Origin of the sequence: Alteromonas sp. 009811495, from assembly GCF_028865455.1 — a bacterium.
Lineage (GTDB): Bacteria > Pseudomonadota > Gammaproteobacteria > Enterobacterales > Alteromonadaceae > Alteromonas.
This window is the reverse complement of record NZ_CP113972.1, coordinates 1304928-1323382: the sequence shown is the minus strand read 5'-3', so window position 1 is coordinate 1323382 and position 18455 is coordinate 1304928. Positions and strand designations below refer to the sequence as shown.

Sequence of the window (18455 nt, the reverse complement as noted above, 5' to 3'; positions counted from 1 at the left end):
ATAAACATTCGCCGATATACGTTAGACATAAAACGACTCTGTTCAGCCGCGCTTCTCAGCTTATCGACTGTCGTCAGCACAGGTGTTTTTGCCAACGGTGAAGCTTTAGAGTCAGCTGAAGCGCAATTTACAATCGTGGCACATCGCGGTGCCTCTGGATACTTGCCAGAGCATTCATTAGAGTCGACCACGTTGGCGTTTGCACAAGAGCCCGACTTTATTGAACAAGATGTGGTGATAACCAAAGACGATATTCCGGTTGTTTTACACGACATTCACCTTGAAACAGTGTCAAATGTTGAGCAGGTATTTCCACAACGACACCGCGAAGACAATCGCTACTATGTACGAGATTTCACACTCGCCGAGCTGCGTACTTTACGCTTACACGAACGCGCTGACGGTGAAGGTAAACAAGTATTTAGAAAACGGTATTCCGGCGCAAAAGCAAACTTCACTATTGCAACGCTTTATGAACACTTTGAACTTATCAGTGAACTAAACCGCGAATTTAATAAACGCGTGGGTGTTTACCCCGAGGTAAAGTCCCCCGCTTTTCACTTAAACGAAGGCGTAGATGCAAGCAAGATAGTGATAGAAGCTTTGCTGTCTTATAATTTTGGCGGCGAAAACGGTAATAGTTTCTTACAGTGTTTTGACTTTGAAGAAGTAAAGCGCATTCGCGAAGAATTGAAATACAGTGGCAAAGTCGTAATGCTAATAGGTGAAAACAGCTGGGCAGAAAGCTCGACTGATTACGATTGGTTGCGTACGAAAGAAGGGATGGAAGCCGTTGCTCAGTATGCTGATGGTATCGGTCCATGGTTGGGTCATTTATTAGACCCCGCAGCGCTTAAAAAGGGTGAAATAAAATCGGCGTCGTGGCTTGATAACGCCCATGCGAACCAACTCGCTGTTCACCCATACACCTACAGACAAGATGCATTACCCGAGGGAATGACAGGTCCACAGCTATTACAAATATTGCGCGATGTTATAAAAGCTAACGGTGTATTTACTGACCACGTTCCACCTGTTCACGACTGGCGACACCAAATTGAGAGTATGGGAAAGTGAGTTAATCTTTACTAAGCCCTGCTTTTAGGATTTAGATAGGCGTACAACGACCCTACGGTTTTGTGCGCGATTTTCTCGCGTATCATTTGAGGCAATATGGCGTTTTTCACCGTGGCCAGTTAACTGGATCCTATCTTCCGGAACGCCTAGTGTTGTAAGGTAGCTCTTCACTTCGTTAGCGCGGCGAATTGATAGCTGTTCGTTATTCCAACGGCCACCGTAACTATCGGTGTAACCGTCAAGTAGCACGAGTTCCAATTCGGTATCTTCTTTTAAATACTCTCCAATCATATTCAAGCGCTTGCGAGAGTATTTAGTTAATTCGGTACTGTTGTTTTTGTACGACAAAACGGTATAGGAAATATCGTCGAAACTAAATGGCAGCAGGTTAGACACACATTTAGCGAACTCGCGGTATACACCTGTAAAATTACTGGCGTTTAATGCTACCGCCACTTGGTCGTATTTATTATACCAATCTTGGTAGTAGATAGTCGGCCAAAAACCTTTTTCAAGTTCAGAGAGCATCGTCCAAGCAGCATCCCGCGGAAGGTCGCCATTGTATTGCTTGCGAATAGACATATCCGCTATTGGCTTAGGCGCGACGCCAGGCATCCATTTAGGTGGCACGGAATACACCGATGCCACTTCAAACTTACTTGGCAGTAAATACATATCCAGCTCAAATTCCATATTAAGCTGCTTAGATGCATAACTGGTAAATAAGGCTTCCCCGTATCCAGGTAATTCGTGATTCAAGGTACATTGCAAACGAGATGGGTTATCTACTTTCCAATTAGAAGTTTCAACGGTGGCAGAATACTGTCGCATAGCCGCGCTAGCTGATAGCGAACCTAAAAGCCCGACAAAGACAATATATTTTAATTTCGACACCATAACGAAAACCCAAACTGAAAACCAAGAAGACAAACTCAACACATAGACGCAATGAGCTTATTTATTCTATCGTCCGAAGTGTAGAAAAGTTTAGTGATTAAATCTACATCAGGTCAATTTTTTACACTTTTATATGCCCTTCAAAATGGCATGTAGCAGCACAAAAAAGCGCTACTGAAAATTCAAACTGGCAACTGGCAATTATCCTTGCGATAATTTGGCTTTAGCTGACTGGTGAAAAGCCCGATTGTGGCCTTCTCCGTCCCATTCATCCGATATTGTTCTCAAGAGTGTTTATGTCTTCAAACCCGCCCTTACTATCTCATCGCTTTAGAGGTTACTTTCCCGTAGTTATCGACGTTGAAACTGCTGGGTTCAATGCCGGTACAGATGCATTACTTGAGCTCGCGGCGGTGACGGTAAAAATGGATGAAAATGGTATTTTGCATCCTGACGAAACGTTTCACTATCATATAGATCCCTTCGAAGGAGCCAATCTAGAGCCTGCCGCGTTGGAGTTTAATGGAATTGATCCTCACTGTGCACTGCGCGGTGCCATCGCCGAAAGCGATGCAATGAAAGCCTTGTGCAAAGGCATTAGAAAAGCGCAGAAAAATGCCGATTGCCAACGTTCTGTGATTGTCGCGCACAACGCAACGTTCGATCAGAGTTTTGTGAATGCGGCGATTGAGCGTTCTAATATCAAGCGTACACCTTTTCACCCCTTCGTATCTTTCGATACCACCAGTCTGGCTGGTTTGGCCTTAGGTCAAACGGTGTTAGTGAAAGCGTGTCGTGCAGCAGGAATAGCCTTTGACCAAAACGAAGCGCATAGTGCGCTATATGATGCGCAAAAAACCACTGAATTGTTTTGCTTTATGGTGAATAGGTATAAAGCGCTCGGTGGATGGCCATTAGCAGAAAGCGAGTAAATACGCGCTAATATAGAAAGTACAACGCAAATAAAAACAGCGCCCGTAGGCGCTGTTTTTTTATCTTTGCAAAAGCTGTCTTATAGTTTATCAGCTTCTTCAGACAAGTACTTAGCTACACCTTCAGGTGATGCATCCATACCCGCTTTACCTTCAGTCCAACCCGCTGGACATACTTCACCGTGCTCTTGGTGGAACGCTAATGCGTCAACCATGCGTAGCATTTCGTCAACGTTACGGCCAAGTGGAAGATCGTTCACAACTTGATGACGTACAAGACCATCTTCGTCAATTAGGAAAGAGCCGCGGAATGCTACGCCATCTTCTGGGTGCTCTACGTCATATGCTTGACAGATTTCGTGCTTAACATCAGCAACCAATGTGTATTTAACTGGACCAATACCACCTTGATTTACTGGTGTATTTCTCCACGCGTTGTGAGAGAACTGAGAATCGATTGATACACCAATCACTTCAACACCGCGCTTTTTGAATTCGTCAAAACGCTTATCGAAAGCAATAAGTTCAGAGGGGCATACAAACGTAAAATCTAGTGGGTAAAAGAAAACAACCGCTTTTTTACCTTTGATAGCTTCACTTAGCGTGAATGAGTCAACGATTTCACCACTTCCCAACACTGCTGCAGCAGTAAAATCTGGCGCTTGACGGCCTACTAGTACACTCATGAGTCTCTCCATTTAAATTGGATTGTAATAATAAGAAGCGGCCAAATAGCATGGCCACTTTTTGAAATAAAATTTTGATGATTGGGTTATAGGTCCAAAACCTAAAATAACAACATGAAAACGTATCTTTTTTTACTGATCGTACCAATTTCAATCAAATAAGCGTTATGTACCAGAATGACTGTACACTTCTCACTCAAAAATTAAATTTATCTCGCCCCGCAAACTTTACTTGCCAAACAGATGAATAACAATTATTATCATTTACAGATTCATTTGGAGTACGTTTTAATGTTTGTTTGTATGTGTTACGGGGTAACTGATAAAAGCATTCGCGCAGCTGTTGAAGAGAATGGCGTGGGAAATATGCGTGAGTTACGTCAGCACTTAGAGCTTGGTTCACAATGTGGAAAGTGCATTCAAATGGCACAACAGATTATCGACCAGACAATCATCGATGAATCTCTTTTCAAAGATGTGGGTTAATTAATACCTTATTCCGCGCTATTTTTTCAAACGCTTTCATTTCTATAAAAATGCCAAATTTCTGGTGTCACTGCTAGCGTTTGCCACTATTTTTAACTACTTAAAGTTATACTCCAACCCTAAATAGTAAAACGCACCATTGATGCCACTTGGCGACGTAGGTGGATACAAAGCACCAACTTCACCGCTAAACGGATTTACATCTGGAAGCGAATCAAATAAGTTCTGTGCCCCTAATGTTGCACGTACGCTTTCACTAAGCTGCCAAGCGACTTGAGCATCGAAGGTAGTAAGTGCGCCACCTACGATATCCATACCCGCCGATGCATCCAGGTGGTCTTCGTAAAACTCGCCATAATAATTGAGACGCCACGTAAAGGCCCATTTGCCTCTAATCTGTTCAAGCGTAATGTTACCTCGATGCGCGGGTAAGTTATCTTCTAACATGCGAATACGCGCGTCGGTAAGGTTGGGCTGCATTGAAATAACCCCGTCGATTAGCGCGGGGTACAGCGTAACGCGCTCTACCTGAGTGTCAGTCCAGTTGTAGGCTAAAAGTAGTGTATTTTGCCAATCATTTAGTGCAAATCCGTAGTTCACTACAACGTCAATACCTTGGGTGCGCGTGTCAAAATCGTTAGTGAAATATTTTGCGGCATTGTATTTCACAGCATCAGGACGACCTTGAGCAATCAGGGCGTTGATGTCCTGCTCTGTCAGAGGGATCGCCGATGTTGTACTGATGCGATCGGTCAAGCGAATATTAAAGTAGTCGATAGTGGCAAAGAATTGCTCATTAAATTGCATTACACCACCTAAACTAAAGTTAACTGACTCCTCAGGCGTTAATGGTGTCGCACCAAGCTGAATAGATATCAGATCGGTTGGTGGAAGAGTAGCTTGGTCCTCTAAGCCATTTAATCCATAAGCGGTAGTTACATTAATTACATTACTTTGTCCCACGGTAGGCGCTTTGAAACCAGTGTTTATTGACCCACGTAGTGCAAACCTATCGTCGATTTTGTAGCGCGTACTAAGCTTGCCATCAAACGTTGACCCAAAATCACTAAAGTGTTCGACACGGGTTGCCACAGCGAACTGCCATGCTTCTGTTAAATAGAACTCCATATCCGCATATAGGGCCCAATTATTTCGACTCCAATGCCCTGCTGATTGTGGTTGGTATCCTGGGAAGCCATTGGAGCCAATAGAAAATCCTTGAACAAGACCAAGTGGTGGCTCTAGCGCGAAGGGCCCAGCAATATAACTAGCTTCATCACCAGCTTTTTGAAAATACGTTTCTTTGCGCCACTCTAAGCCCACCGCGATACTGACAGGATCCTCAAAAATAGTTTGAATAAGCTTGGCAAAATCTAGGTTTACCGTTCGCTCCACTTGCGACACACTGCCAGGAGAAAACTCAGTAGGAGACTGAGGGCCCAGTGACGGATTTACGGTATTTGCAATTGTATATTCTATATCGCTGTAACCCAGTGTCGCACTTGCGTCCATTGCCCAGCCTTGGGACAGTTCTTTGCGCATACCAACCACAATTGCGCCGTCAGTTATCGTACCGCCAAAGCGCGGGGTAAACCCACCAGGAAACCATTCGTTAAAGGCGAAACAATTGGCGCCAAGTGCTGTTGAATTGTCGGCAATAAGTAAATAGTTAGGGTCGCTCAACACATTGGCATTGCCTAACGTTATTGATGGGCAGGTAATACCATTATCAAGCCCATCTAAATCAGCCACAATGAGACGTCTTTCGCCCGTGGTGCTATCGGTTCGGCTAAATACCCCTTCTCGCGTTTGTGGGTTTCTAAAGTAAAAGCCTCCCTCAATATCGCGCTGAGCTCCTGTGGCAAAACTGTACAGTTCGCTTCCAGACGCGAGTGTTATACCTGAGTTGACGGCAAACTTAATATCTTCATTAACATCAAGCGCCCCCCATATTTGGGAAGGACTTGAGATAAAATTGTTGCCCTCGGCAATGAGTTCAGCAGCATCATCCCGTTGAACTGAGCGAGATGTGCCTTTTTGTTGTCGGTATTCAACCGTAGCGTTAATAAAGCCATTATCACCTAGAGCAAAACCTTTGTTGCCTTGGAATTGAACCAGTTCGCCGTCGCCTTCGCTATAAAGTCCGCTACGAAGTGCAATGCTGCCGCCGTGATTATCATCTTTTAATACAAAGTTGATTACACCAGCGATGGCGTCAGAACCGTATTGAGCTGACGCGCCATCTCTTAATACTTCCACTTGCTGTAACGCATAAGCTGGAATGACCGATATGTCTGGTCCCTGTGCACCATCCGATAGGCCACCGCCAAGAAACGTGATAACCGCAGAGCGATGACGCCGCTTTCCATTTAGCAACAATAAGGTGTGATCAGACGACATGCCTCTTAAATTAGCCGGCCTAACCAAACTACTTGCATCGTTGATAGGCTGGTCGTTAACGTTGAGCGATGGCACCATAACACTTAACATCGCAAGCACATCCGCATTGCCCTGAGAACTCAGCGCTTGCGATCCGATGATATCGAGTGGGACAGGTGAGTCGACGACACTTCTAGGAGCGCTTCTTGTTCCTACCACGGCAATTTTCTCTAGTGCGTTACCCGTGTCTTCAGGCGCTGACTCTTCTTCCTTTTTTTGGGGAGCCTCTGCAACCAATGACGCGCGAGATCGTATACTAAGTGCCCCAGACTCATCAGTTACAACAGCAAGTTCAGTACCTTCTAAAAGCTGAACGAGTGCTTCATTAAGTGTAAAAGTGCCCTCAAGTGCATTAGTTTTTACACGTTTAGCCAAATCAAACGGGAACAACAACGTGGTATTCGCTTGTTTCGCCAATTCTGTGAGCGCTTCATTAGCGTCTTGCGCGGGTATAGAGAAAGAAAAAGCGTTGCTCTGAGTCGAAGGTGAATCTGTGCCCTGTATTTGCTGTGAAAACGCACTATGAGCCGAGCTTAGACAAACAAGAGAAGCCAACAAAGGCAAAATGCGATGTGTTTTCCTACTCTGCTTCTGACTGTATTTTGCGGTGGTGAGCGGAATATTACGCGACGAGCACACGCTAGCCCCATTTCTTTCTGAAATCGGGCTGACAGTATGCGCTATTAATTGCTTGTATTTTGCAATATTGCTGTGTCGCAAGAGTAAAATCGGTGTGCTTATTATTTTAATTATATTGTCACATTAGTCGACACTATGGCAACTAAGAATGCCAACCAAGAATGGCCAAAAAACGCCTTGTTTTCAGGCGCCTTTAACCTTTTACAGCTTTAAGCTGGATACTATTTTCAGTGATTCTCTCATGCTCAATACTAAAACTGCTTTTAAGTGCAGACAATAGACCGTCAATGTCACCTACTTTGAAGTAACCTGCAACACGGCGCTTGCGTAAGCTTTCATCTGAAATACTAAACCTCATTGGCGTATAACGGCCTATTTCGGCTAAAACAGCTTCTAGAGGCTCGCCTTTGAATACAATCATGCCCTGCTGCCACGCCAAATCATCATCAATATCGTTTTGAGACAGATTCTCACGGGCCTCGACTTTGCCTTGAACCGTCGCTTTCTCTCCAGCGAACATTAAGAGGCCTTCTTCAGTAATCGACTTCTTGCCAAAAAGCAGGTCATTGGACGAGGTACTGAAGCGATCTTTCACTAATACTTTACCCTCAGTTACAACAAGTTCGAATGCATTATCATCTACATATTGCATGTTGAACGCTGTGCCTACCGCAGTCACCGTATTGCTACCAGCCGTTACAGAGAAGGGGCGCTGCTTATCATGGGCAACCTCAAAATGCGCCTCACCCCGCAACAACACTATGTTACGTGCATCTGAGCTAAAATCGACGGTGACAATAGAATTGGTGTTTAAATGAAGTTTGGACCCATCAGCCAAAACAACATTTTTCTGCTCCCCTACTCCGGTCTGTACTTTCTCGCTGATATTGGCGAACTGTGGCGCAGATTCAAACCAAGTGCGCTGAACAATAACACTTAGCGCCACAGCCATAACAAAGAATGTAGCGGCCATTCCCCACATCATTTGCTTAGCCATACCTTTGTGCTGTTTTGCTCCGCGCGTATGAGATTGTGGGAACAAACCACTCAATTCGTTCAACACCGACATATCATCCCACAGGCTTGCGGCATCTAGCAGCGCTTGACGGTGCGAGTTGCTCTCGGTTAACCACTCGTCTAACTGACTTTTCTCTTCGTCGTGCAAACCGCGGTCGAGACGACTCACCCACAAGCATGCCTGCTCTTGGATATCTTCTTTGCTGGAAAACTGGCGAATATTGTTCATGTTAACTACGGCTTATGTCCTGAGTCGCATTGGCAGTGACACGGGGGATTTCACTGTCTTTTGACAGCTCGGCAAGATACCTTGAGCACATCATTAAACCTTTGGCGACATGCTTTTCGACTGTGCTTTCACTTAGCCCCACAAGTTCAGCAATCTCTTTCTGTCGCATGCCATACACTTTTTTAAGAAGAAAGACGCGTTTTACATCCGCAGACAACGTATCTGTGGCTCGGCAAAAGTGAATAAAGCGCTCTTTGCTTTCTACATTTTTTTCTAAACTGTGCCCTACTAATTCGTATGGCAAATTATCCATATCATCTAACGGTTGCTTGTTTTTATTTTCCGCTTTAGCAATATGATTCAGCGCCAAATTGCGCGCTGTTTTGAGCATGTAAGTACGCTCGTACTGTATTTCTTGTTTTAATTCGGCCTCGTAGCTTTTTATGAAAGCTTCTTGAACGATATCTTCAATGTCGTCGGCGCCAACAATAGAACCTACCGCACGCATTAATTTCGAGCGGTATTTTAAAAAGGTTTCAGCTACTGTCGACTTTCTCGTCATAATTTTAAAATGTTTGTGTTTCGATTTGCTTACAACGGCATTCATAATGCCATGTTTTGGTTTTTTTTCACGTTTTTATCGGCGGCTATTACGCAAACATAGGCCGAAAATATATAAGGGGGCCTTAAGCCCCCTTGTTATTACTTAGAAAGTGTAAACACCTCTTAGGTAATAGAACCCACCGTTAATACCGATAGGTGATGTTGTCGGATACGCTGAGCCTGCAATCTGTGCATAGGTGATACCACCTGCATCAGTATTGTTTTCGTCAGGGTATTCATCAAACGCGTTCTTCGCACCTACAGTTACTGTGAACTCTTCAGTAAAGTTATATGCCACTTCAAAGTCGAACGTAATTTCAGAACCTACTTTGTCAATTGGCAATGCAGAGTCTAGGTGATCTTCGAAGATGCTACCGTAGTAGTTCATTCGCGCAAGGAAACGCCAGTCGCCATTAGTGTGGTTGGCCGTTGCACTGTAGCGTACTGCTGGAAGGTTATCTTCTAGCATACGAATACGGAAGTCAGAGATATTATCCGACGCGCGGTCAACTTCTGTCGATGTCCAGTTATATGCAAGTGAGAACTTGGTTTCACCGCCCATCATATCCATCGAATAGTTTGCTACAACATCAACACCTTCAGTTGTAGTGTCAAAATCGTTGGTAAAGAAGCTGATTTCAGAGAAGCTAGATGCATCGCTGATACCTTGAGCAAGTAGCGTTGCAATATCTTCTTCAGTCAGTGCAATACCCGACGCTGTACTAATACGGTCAGTTAGCTCAATGTTGTAGTAGTCAGCGGTAATGAACAGGCCATTATCGAAGTCAGCAACAACACCGAATGTGATGCTCTCAGACTCTTCAGGTGTTAATTGCTCACCACCTTTAAGTTGAGACACTGGATCCGTTGGAGGAAGCGTTGCACGGTCAATCAACTGGCCGCCAGTACCGAATGCCGTAGTAACGTTACGTACGTTGCTTTGACCAAGTGTTGGTGCTTTAAAGCCTGTAGAGAACGCACCACGGAACGCGATGTTTTCAAGGGCCTGCCAGCGGAATGCAATTTTACCTTTTGTGGTGTCACCAAAGTCAGAGAAATCTTCATAACGCAATGCACCAGCAAGCATGAAGTTTTCAGTGATATAGGCTTCTGCATCGATGTATAGCGCAATGTTGTTGCGCGACACACGGCCTTGACTATTGGCCGCTAAGCCAGGGAAACCATTTGAGCCAATGCCAAAACCTTGTGTCGCCAACGGACCTATTTCATAAGATGCAGTATCGCCTGCAAAGCTTTCGTAACTTTCGTTTCTATACTGGAAACCTGTTGCAACGAATAGCGGTTCGTACAAACCAATATCGAACGGCTTTGTAAAATCAATATCAAGCGTTTGTTCAGATTGCGTGTATCGACCAGGGCTGAACTCAAACGGTGTATCTGGACCTAACGACGGGTTGATAGTGTTGCTAATAGCAAAATCAACTTCGTTTTGGCCTAAGTTTAAGCTCACGTCATAGGTGATATCGTTATCTAGCTCGCCTCGTGTACCAAATACCAACGACATGTCAGTTACTGTACCACCAAAACGTGGTGTGAAACCGCCAGGTAGAATTTCGTTAAATGCGAAACAGTCAGGATTATTCTGAACTTCGTTAATGTAACGCGGGTTTTCTAAAACGTTGTCCCCTACTACGATATCTGTTGGACAGTTACCCGACATATCGCCTGTTAAGTCGCCAACAAGTAATAGTTGTTCGCCTGCTTCGTTTGTACCACCGTCGTTCACACCGCCACGGTTGTGAGGGTTACGAAAATAGAAACCACCTTCAACTTCACGCTCAGCAAAGTTACCAAACATGTATGCTTCCGCAGTGTTAGATAGCTCTAACCCTAGATTGGCGAATAACTTGATGTCGTGTTTAATTTCAGGAGAACCCCAGATTTGCGCAGGGTCAGCAACAAACGTGTTGCCCGCGTCAATCAGACCAGCAGCATCTGCACGCTGAACACTACGCGACGTATCGTCTGCTGTACGGTATTCCGCAGATAAATTAACAAAACCTTTGTCAGATAGTGGTAGGCCAATGTTACCCGCCATCTGAATCATGTCGCCGTCGCCCTCGTAATATGAGCCATAGCGAGCTTCAAATGAACCGCCTTCAGACGCATCATTTAGCACGAAGTTGATTACACCAGCGATAGCATCAGAACCGTACTGAGCCGCTGCACCGTCACGTAGTACTTCCACTTGCTTTAATGCTGCTGCTGGAATAACTGAAATATCAGGGCCTTGAGCACCATCAGACAAACCACCACCCAAGAATGTAATTACCGCAGAACGGTGGCGACGTTTACCATTTACCAATACCAACGTGTGGTCCGACGCCATACCGCGAAGGTTAGCTGGACGAACTAGCGTTGATGCATCGTTGATTGGCTGATCGTTAACGTTGAACGAAGGAACAACGGTTTGCATCATAGATACCATATCAGTGGCACCCTGCTGCTTAAACTCTTCGTCTGAAATAATGTCAATTGGTACTGCTGAATCAGCAACTGAGCGAGGCGCTGCACGAGAGCCAACTACCGCTATTTGCTCATAATCTTCAGCTTTAGCACTGTCTTCTGCTTCTTGCGCGTAGACTGGTGCCGTAGCCATTACTGAAAACGCAGCTGATGCAGCTAGTACGCCGCGCACGTTTTTGGTCAATAAAGACAAGGATGTATTCATGGTGGTTTCCCGAATTTTCTCTTCTACCTTGCTTGTTTTTTTGTGTGCCAAACATAGGTTGAGAGTGGTTGTTATTTTGTACCTTCAACACTGACTGATACGTCGTCAGTTAACTTTTTATAGAACGCAAGGTGCTAAAAAACAAACCTTTTTTGATAAAATAAAAATATTTTTTCATTGCATGGAGGATTTGTTTTTGTGACCTGTCTATATAGTTTTTACGGGAATTTGTGTGCGGTATTTTCGGGGCGTTTTAACCAAAAAAGCCGACTAAAAGCCGGCTTTTCAATCAAGTAATTAGAACTTCATTTATTCTGCTTCTTTGTACTTTGCAGCGGTTTCTTTAATAAGAGGTTGAAGTTCATTTTGCTGGAACATTTCGATAATAATATCGCAACCACCAACAAGCTCACCTTCTACCCACAACTGTGGAAACGTAGGCCAATTAGCATATTTTGGTAGTTCAGCGCGGATATCTGGGTTTTGCAGAATATCCACATAGGCGAATGGTTCACCACATGACATTAGTGCCTGTGACGCTTGTGATGAGAAGCCACAACTTGGCAGCTTAGGAGAGCCTTTCATATAAAGAAGAATCGGATTTTCTTCAATTTGCTGCTTAATTCTATCTAACGTTGATTGGCTTTCAGTATTATCCATCGGATCCTCTCAGCGGAAAAAGTGTGTTCCCTAGAAGTGGGAATGCTAAAACAATTTATCAAGTGCACAATACCATAATTTTGCTATGCACACGTTTAACTTTCGTTAACTGGTGAGTCATTCGCTCACAAGGTACGAGTGATCTAATTGCGTGAATTTGAGTAATGTATATCTAAGAACGAAAAAATTCACATTTTTGTCATTGAGTTATAGGACTTTATCCCCACATCTGCGTTATGCTAATAACGTATTAATTCGGGCTTACCCCCTAAACGCATGGGACGAACAGGCATCGCACATGCGTGAGTAATTAAGAATACTAAACCAACATGGAGACCGTCATGGCTTTTGAATTACCAGCATTACCATACGAACAAAATGCACTAGAACCGCATATTTCTGCTGAAACGCTTGAGTACCACTATGGCAAGCACCACGCTACTTATGTCACTAAGCTTAACGGCCTAGTTGAAGGTACTGACATGGAAAACAAAAGCCTAGAAGAAATCATCAAATCTTCTGAAGGCGGTGTTTTCAACAATGCAGCACAAATCTGGAACCACACCTTCTACTGGCACAGCCTAAGCCCAAATGGTGGCGGTGAGCCAACTGGCGCACTTGCTGATGCAATCAATGCAAAGTGGGGTTCTTTCGCAGACTTCCAAGCTGCATTTAACGACAAAGCAGTGAACAACTTTGGTTCAAGCTGGACGTGGCTTGTTAAGACTGCTGATGGCAGCTTAGACATCGTAAACACTAGCAACGCGGAAACGCCAATCTCTGGCGACGAGCTAACGCCAATCCTAACGGTTGACCTTTGGGAACACGCTTACTACATCGACTACCGCAATGCGCGTCCTAAGTACCTAGAAAACTTCTGGGCACTAGTAAACTGGGAATTTGCGAACAGCAACTTCGCATAATCTAGAGCGTTAGTTACTTAACGATTTGAAAGCCTCGCAACTGCGAGGCTTTTTTATTTTTAACGTTCGTATGTCAAGGTTCAATATTTATGTAGCCACGCACACCCTACCAAATACCCTAGCTGAGACATTAAATTCTTCAAAAAGTTGCCTTTTTCGTTAGACGAAATCGGATAAGCCTATGCGAAAGTCTACTAATAATTACTAACGTTTTTGTGAATTCCTACTAAGCTGAAAATACGGGGTTCCGTATTTAAGGGGTATTCATGGGTATTTTTGAACACTATCAGAATCGCTACGAAGAGCGAAAACAGGAAGAGTTCACCATTGGGGAGTTCCTTGATATATGTAAAGAGGATCAACTCGCTTATGCAAACGCGGCTGAACGTTTGCTAAAAGCTATTGGTGAGCCACAACTTATCGACACAGCAAACGACCCGGCATTAAGCCGTATTTTTTCAAACCGCGTTATTTCTCGTTATCCTGCATTCTCAGAATTCTACGGCATGGAAGAAGCTATTGAACAAATCGTTTCTTATCTCAAGCATGCTGCCCAAGGTCTGGAGGAGAAGAAACAAATCCTCTATCTCTTAGGGCCAGTCGGTGGAGGCAAATCATCCTTGGCAGAGCGGCTTAAAGAGTTAATGCAAAACGTGCCAATTTACATGTTAAAGGGCTCACCTGTTAACGATCACCCTTTTTGTTTGTTCGACGCCAAAGAAGACGGTGAAATTTTAGAAAAAGAATACGGTATTCCAAAGCGCTACCTAAAAACCATCATGTCACCTTGGGCGCGTAAGCGCCTTCACGAATTCAATGGTGATATTACGCAGTTCAAAGTAGTGAGAGTGTATCCTTCTGTACTTGATCAGGTTGGTATCGCTAAAACCGAACCGGGCGATGAGAACAACCAAGATATTTCTTCGTTAGTAGGTAAAGTAGATATTAGACGCCTTGAGCAGTTTGCACAAAACGATCCTGACGCATACAGCTATTCAGGTTCGCTGTGTAAAGCCAATCAAGGGTTAATGGAGTTTGTTGAGATGTTTAAAGCACCAATAAAGGTGCTGCACCCTTTGCTTACTGCGACACAAGAGGGAAATTACAATCCGACTGAAGGTTTTTCTGCTCTGCCCTTCGACGGCCTCATCTTAGCGCACTCCAATGAGTCGGAGTGGCAATCGTTTAGAAACAACAAAAACAACGAGGCATTTCTCGACCGCGTGTATATTGTGAAAGTCCCCTACTGTTTGCGGGTTAGTGAAGAAATTCGCATCTACAAAAAGCTACTTGATAGCAGTGAGTTAAACGGTGCACCTTGCGCACCAGACACGCTAGAGTGTTTAGCGCAGTTCAGCGTACTTTCTCGACTTAAAGAACCTGAGAATTCAAGCCTGTTTTCTAAGATGCGAGTATATGACGGCGAGAGCTTAAAGGATACCGATCCTAAAGCGAAATCGTATCAAGAGTATCGCGACTATGCTGGCGTTGATGAAGGCATGGAAGGGCTATCCACACGCTTTGCATTCAAGATTTTGTCTCGTGTATTTAATTTTGATCATCAAGAGGTTGCCGCAAACCCCGTACATTTGTTCTATGTGTTAGAGAGACAAATTGAACGGGAGCAATTTCCACAAGACACCGCAGACAGATATTTAGAGTTTTTGAAAGGCTACCTTATTCCGCGTTATGTAGAGTTTATTGGCAAAGAAATTCAAACCGCATATCTCGAATCATACTCTGAGTATGGACAGAATTTGTTTGACCGCTACGTCACCTATGCTGACTTCTGGATACAGGATCAAGAATATCGAGACCCTGAAACCGGTCAGTTATTTGACCGGGCCTCGCTTAACGCTGAGCTCGAAAAAACAGAGAAGCCAGCGGGCATCAGTAATCCTAAAGATTTCCGCAATGAAATTGTTAACTTTGTACTTCGAGCACGCGCCAACAATGCAGGCAAAAACCCTGCATGGACAAGCTATGAAAAGCTACGCACTGTTATCGAGAAAAAGATGTTCTCGAATACAGAGGATTTGCTACCTGTTATTTCATTTAATACTAAAGGTTCTGCAGAAGAACAGAAAAAGCACGATGACTTTGTCAATCGCATGACAGAGAAAGGCTATACACAGAAACAAGTTCGACTGCTGTGTGAGTGGTATCTGCGTGTTCGCAAGGCGTCTTAGCGCAATTGCTAAAAATGCGAACGGGACAAGTGTTGAGAGTGCATCTGCGCTCTTTGCACTTGTAGGTGTTATGTAAAACCTAACAAGCAGGTGAATATGGCCCATTTTATTGACCGAAGGCTGAATAGCAAAGGAAAAAGCACTGTTAACCGACAGCGTTTTATCAAACGCTATAAACAACAAATAAAGCGCGCCGTTTCAGACGCGGTGGGAAAACGTTCGGTAACCGATCTGGACTCTGGCGAAAAAATCAGTATTCCTACTAGAGATATTTCTGAACCCATTTTCCATACTGGGCGTGGTGGCAGTCGAGATATTGTTCACCCTGGCAATGACCAATTTACTGCAGGAGACAAAATTGAGCGGCCTCCTGGAGGCGGCGGCCGCGGTGCAGGCAGCGGCGATGCAAGTAACGAAGGAGAAGGCCAAGACGAGTTTGTTTTCTCAATTTCAAAGGACGAGTACTTAGACTTATTGTTTGATGATCTGGCCTTACCGAACCTCAAAAAAAATCAATTTGATAAAGTCACCCAATACGAAACATACCGAGCCGGATATCAAACTGACGGTGTGCCGAGTAATTTAGATGTTGTGCGTTCTCTAAAAGGGTCCGTTGCCAGACGCATTGCACTGAGCGCAACTGATAAACGAAAGCTTCGTGAGTGTGAAGAAAAGCTAGAAGCGTTGCTTAACGATAAACATGACAACACGTTAGAAGTGCTCGCGCTTGAAGAGGAAATCAAAGCGCTAAAGGCTAAAATAGCCCGCGTACCTTTTATTGATACGTTCGATCTACGCTTTAAGAATTACGATAAGCGTCCGCTTCCTTCGAGCAAAGCGGTAATGTTCTGCTTAATGGACGTGTCAGGCTCTATGGACCAAGCCACCAAGGATATGGCAAAACGCTTCTATATTCTGTTGTATCTTTTTCTTACCCGCACCTACGAAAACGTTGAAGTCGTCTATATTCGTCATCACACTCAGGCTAAAGAAGTAGACGAACAAGAATTTTTTTATAGCCAAGAGACCGGTGGCACCATTGTGTCGAGCGCCTTAAAGTTAATGGACGAAGTTGTCACAGAGCGATACCGCGATGGCAATTGGAATATATACGCGGCACAAGCTTCTGATGGCGATAACTGGGCAGATGATTCACCGCAATGCCGCGACCTTTTAGTTCAAAAATTACTACCTGCTACCCGTTACTATGCGTACATCGAAATTACCGAGAGGCAACATCAAAGTTTATGGCGCGAGTACGAGAAGGTAGCAGAAACCCACGACAACTTTGTGTGTAAGCATATTCAGTCTCAAGCGGACATCTATCCCGTATTTAGGGAGCTTTTCAAACGTTCAGAGCAAGATGCTAACGCGTAATACAAGGATAAGGGCTATTTATGACGACAGATACTACTGCTAGTGAAGTCAAAACATCGTCAAATACACCTCGCCATTTGTTAAGTGATGGTCCCGATTGGACCTTTCCACTTATTGAGGAATATGAACATCATATTGATCGCATTGCGAGAAAATTCAAACTTGATACCTACCCTAACCAAATAGAAGTGATCACTGCTGAACAAATGATGGATGCCTATGCCAGCATTGGTATGCCACTGAATTATAGCCATTGGTCTTTTGGTAAAAAATTCATTCAAACTGAGCAACAATACCGCCGTGGTCAAATGGGATTAGCCTATGAAATAGTCATTAATTCGGACCCATGTATTGCCTATTTGATGGAAGAGAACACCATTACTATGCAGGCGCTTGTTATGGCACACGCATGCTATGGTCATAATTCATTTTTCAAAGGTAACTATTTATTTAAAACCTGGACTGATGCGAGTTCGATTATCGATTACTTAGTATTTGCCAAGAATTATATTGCCAAATGCGAACAAAAGTTTGGCTTTGATGAAGTTGAGAATATGCTGGACTCCTGCCACGCTCTGATGAATTACGGTGTCGACAGATACAAACGTCCTCAGAAAATCTCACTGCAAGAAGAGAAAAACCGTCAAGAAGAACGAGAAGCTTATCTGCAATCGCAAGTTAATGAACTTTGGCGTACTTTGCCAGAAAGCAGTGCTCATAAAAACAAGGAGCAAATTCGATTCCCTCGTGAGCCACAAGAGAACTTACTCTACTTCATTGAAAAAAATGCCCCTCTGCTTGAGCCGTGGCAACGCGAGATAGTGCGCATTGTGCGGAAGATTTCTCAATATTTTTACCCCCAAAAACAAACCCAAGTGATGAACGAAGGCTGGGCGTGCTTTTGGCATTATCACATACTGAACCAAATGTATGACGAAGGTTTAGTAAGCGACAGGTTTATGATGGAGTTTTTGCACAGTCATTCCAGTGTGGTTATGCAACCGGAATACAACAGCCCCTATTACTCGGGTATTAACCCCTACGCACTGGGCTTTTCTATGTTTATGGATATCAAGCGAGTGTGTCAGTCGCCCACCGAAGAAGATTATAAATACTTACCTAGCATAGCCGGTAAAGACTGGCTTGAAACGGTACATTTTGCAATGCAGAATTTTAAAGATGAAAGCTTTATTAGCCAGTTTTTATCGCCTAAAGTCATTCGCGATTTTAAGTTGTTTGCATTGGAAGACGACACAGAAAAGCCGTTTATAAGCGTAAGTGCTATTCACGATGAGCTTGGTTACCAGACGATAAAAGAAAAACTTTCGGCACAATACAACTTAAGTAATCTAGAGCCGAATATCCAGGTGCATAACGTGGATGTACGAGGCGATCGCTCGCTTACGTTACGCTATATTCCTCAGCGAAAAATCCCGTTGGGAGACTCAAAAGACGAGGTAATGCGTCATCTCCATCGTCTGTGGAAGTTTGATGTGCGATTAGAGCAAGACAATGGCGACGACGGTATTGAATTAATAGCAGAATGCAGACGAACACCGCAGGCTGAATAAGCCTCGCGGTGAACGATGAAACATGTATATCGCCAAAC

14 protein-coding genes are annotated in these 18455 nt (G+C 44.1%); 7 read left to right on the top strand and 7 right to left on the bottom strand.

All coding sequences use genetic code 11. The features are described from left to right. The gene (gene glpQ, locus OZ660_RS05985; protein ID WP_446698970.1) at nt 1–1077 is read left to right on the top strand and encodes a glycerophosphodiester phosphodiesterase; all 1077 of its coding nucleotides are present in this window, start codon (nt 1–3) and stop codon (nt 1075–1077) included. A 24-nt stretch (nt 1078–1101) separates the two neighbouring features. On the opposite strand, the gene OZ660_RS05980 is transcribed toward glpQ, so the two are convergent. Further along, nucleotides 1102–1974: a flagellar protein MotY gene (locus OZ660_RS05980; protein WP_274742881.1), complete on the bottom strand. Its 873-nt coding sequence runs from the start codon at nt 1972–1974 to the stop codon at nt 1102–1104. A gap of 296 nt (nt 1975–2270) precedes the next feature. Between OZ660_RS05980 and rnt the strand changes: the two genes are divergently transcribed. Further along, on the top strand, nt 2271–2906 hold the full coding sequence (rnt, locus tag OZ660_RS05975; protein WP_159623244.1) for a ribonuclease T: 636 nt from the start codon (nt 2271–2273) through the stop codon (nt 2904–2906). Nucleotides 2907–2986: 80 nt separating this feature from the next. Here rnt and OZ660_RS05970 read toward each other — a convergent pair whose 3' ends face one another. Further along, nucleotides 2987–3592: a peroxiredoxin gene (locus tag OZ660_RS05970; protein ID WP_159623246.1), complete on the bottom strand. Its 606-nt coding sequence runs from the start codon at nt 3590–3592 to the stop codon at nt 2987–2989. A 291-nt stretch (nt 3593–3883) separates the two neighbouring features. Here OZ660_RS05970 and OZ660_RS05965 point away from each other — a divergent pair, with 291 nt between their 5' ends. After that, complete coding sequence (locus tag OZ660_RS05965) at nt 3884–4078, top strand: bacterioferritin-associated ferredoxin (protein ID WP_159623248.1); 195 nt, start codon at nt 3884–3886, stop codon at nt 4076–4078. Between the two features lie 96 nt (nt 4079–4174). Here the strand turns inward: OZ660_RS05965 and OZ660_RS05960 are convergent, their stop codons facing one another. The 5 genes from OZ660_RS05960 to OZ660_RS05940 all read right to left on the bottom strand — a co-directional run bounded on the left by OZ660_RS05960 (nt 4175) and on the right by OZ660_RS05940 (nt 12357). Next, a complete protein-coding gene (locus tag OZ660_RS05960; RefSeq protein WP_274743432.1) occupies nt 4175–7021 on the bottom strand; it encodes a TonB-dependent receptor in 2847 nt (948 codons plus the stop codon). A 328-nt stretch (nt 7022–7349) separates the two neighbouring features. Beyond that, entirely contained in the window at nt 7350–8402 is a 1053-nt protein-coding gene (locus tag OZ660_RS05955) for a FecR family protein (protein WP_274742880.1), read from the bottom strand. Nucleotide 8403: 1 nt separating this feature from the next. Further along, entirely contained in the window at nt 8404–9009 is a 606-nt protein-coding gene (locus tag OZ660_RS05950) for an RNA polymerase sigma factor (RefSeq protein ID WP_202264408.1), read from the bottom strand. A 99-nt stretch (nt 9010–9108) separates the two neighbouring features. Next, on the bottom strand, nt 9109–11697 hold the full coding sequence (locus OZ660_RS05945) for a TonB-dependent receptor plug domain-containing protein (protein WP_202264406.1): 2589 nt from the start codon (nt 11695–11697) through the stop codon (nt 9109–9111). Between the two features lie 309 nt (nt 11698–12006). Then, nucleotides 12007–12357 (bottom strand): Grx4 family monothiol glutaredoxin, encoded by a 351-nt coding sequence (locus tag OZ660_RS05940; protein ID WP_202264405.1) that lies wholly within the window; start codon nt 12355–12357, stop codon nt 12007–12009. 341 nt (nt 12358–12698) lie between these two features. Between OZ660_RS05940 and sodB the strand changes: the two genes are divergently transcribed. The 4 genes from sodB to OZ660_RS05920 all read left to right on the top strand — a co-directional run bounded on the left by sodB (nt 12699) and on the right by OZ660_RS05920 (nt 18417). After that, entirely contained in the window at nt 12699–13280 is a 582-nt protein-coding gene (gene sodB, locus OZ660_RS05935; RefSeq protein WP_159623258.1) for a superoxide dismutase [Fe], read from the top strand. Nucleotides 13281–13546: 266 nt separating this feature from the next. Beyond that, the gene (locus tag OZ660_RS05930) at nt 13547–15469 is read left to right on the top strand and encodes a PrkA family serine protein kinase (protein WP_202264403.1); all 1923 of its coding nucleotides are present in this window, start codon (nt 13547–13549) and stop codon (nt 15467–15469) included. A gap of 96 nt (nt 15470–15565) precedes the next feature. Next, nucleotides 15566–16846, top strand: a complete 1281-nt coding sequence (locus tag OZ660_RS05925; protein ID WP_274742879.1) for a YeaH/YhbH family protein — start codon at nt 15566–15568, stop codon at nt 16844–16846. Nucleotides 16847–16866: 20 nt separating this feature from the next. After that, on the top strand, nt 16867–18417 hold the full coding sequence (locus OZ660_RS05920; protein WP_274742878.1) for a SpoVR family protein: 1551 nt from the start codon (nt 16867–16869) through the stop codon (nt 18415–18417). The last annotated feature ends 38 nt before the right edge of the window (nt 18418–18455 follow it).

What these genes read in the sequence shown, in the direction of transcription:
- OZ660_RS05955 (WP_274742880.1), bottom strand. Translation starts at nt 8,402, where the DNA reads ATGAACAATATTCGCCAGTTTTCCAGCAAAGAAGATATCCAAGAGCAG.
- OZ660_RS05970 (WP_159623246.1), bottom strand. Translation starts at nt 3,592, where the DNA reads ATGAGTGTACTAGTAGGCCGTCAAGCGCCAGATTTTACTGCTGCAGCA.
- OZ660_RS05965 (WP_159623248.1), top strand. Translation starts at nt 3,884, where the DNA reads ATGTTTGTTTGTATGTGTTACGGGGTAACTGATAAAAGCATTCGCGCA.
- OZ660_RS05940 (WP_202264405.1), bottom strand. Translation starts at nt 12,357, where the DNA reads ATGGATAATACTGAAAGCCAATCAACGTTAGATAGAATTAAGCAGCAA.
- OZ660_RS05930 (WP_202264403.1), top strand. Translation starts at nt 13,547, where the DNA reads ATGGGTATTTTTGAACACTATCAGAATCGCTACGAAGAGCGAAAACAG.
- sodB (WP_159623258.1), top strand. Translation starts at nt 12,699, where the DNA reads ATGGCTTTTGAATTACCAGCATTACCATACGAACAAAATGCACTAGAA.
- OZ660_RS05950 (WP_202264408.1), bottom strand. Translation starts at nt 9,009, where the DNA reads ATGAATGCCGTTGTAAGCAAATCGAAACACAAACATTTTAAAATTATG.
- OZ660_RS05925 (WP_274742879.1), top strand. Translation starts at nt 15,566, where the DNA reads ATGGCCCATTTTATTGACCGAAGGCTGAATAGCAAAGGAAAAAGCACT.
- OZ660_RS05945 (WP_202264406.1), bottom strand. Translation starts at nt 11,697, where the DNA reads ATGAATACATCCTTGTCTTTATTGACCAAAAACGTGCGCGGCGTACTA.
- rnt (WP_159623244.1), top strand. Translation starts at nt 2,271, where the DNA reads ATGTCTTCAAACCCGCCCTTACTATCTCATCGCTTTAGAGGTTACTTT.
- OZ660_RS05920 (WP_274742878.1), top strand. Translation starts at nt 16,867, where the DNA reads ATGACGACAGATACTACTGCTAGTGAAGTCAAAACATCGTCAAATACA.
- OZ660_RS05980 (WP_274742881.1), bottom strand. Translation starts at nt 1,974, where the DNA reads ATGGTGTCGAAATTAAAATATATTGTCTTTGTCGGGCTTTTAGGTTCG.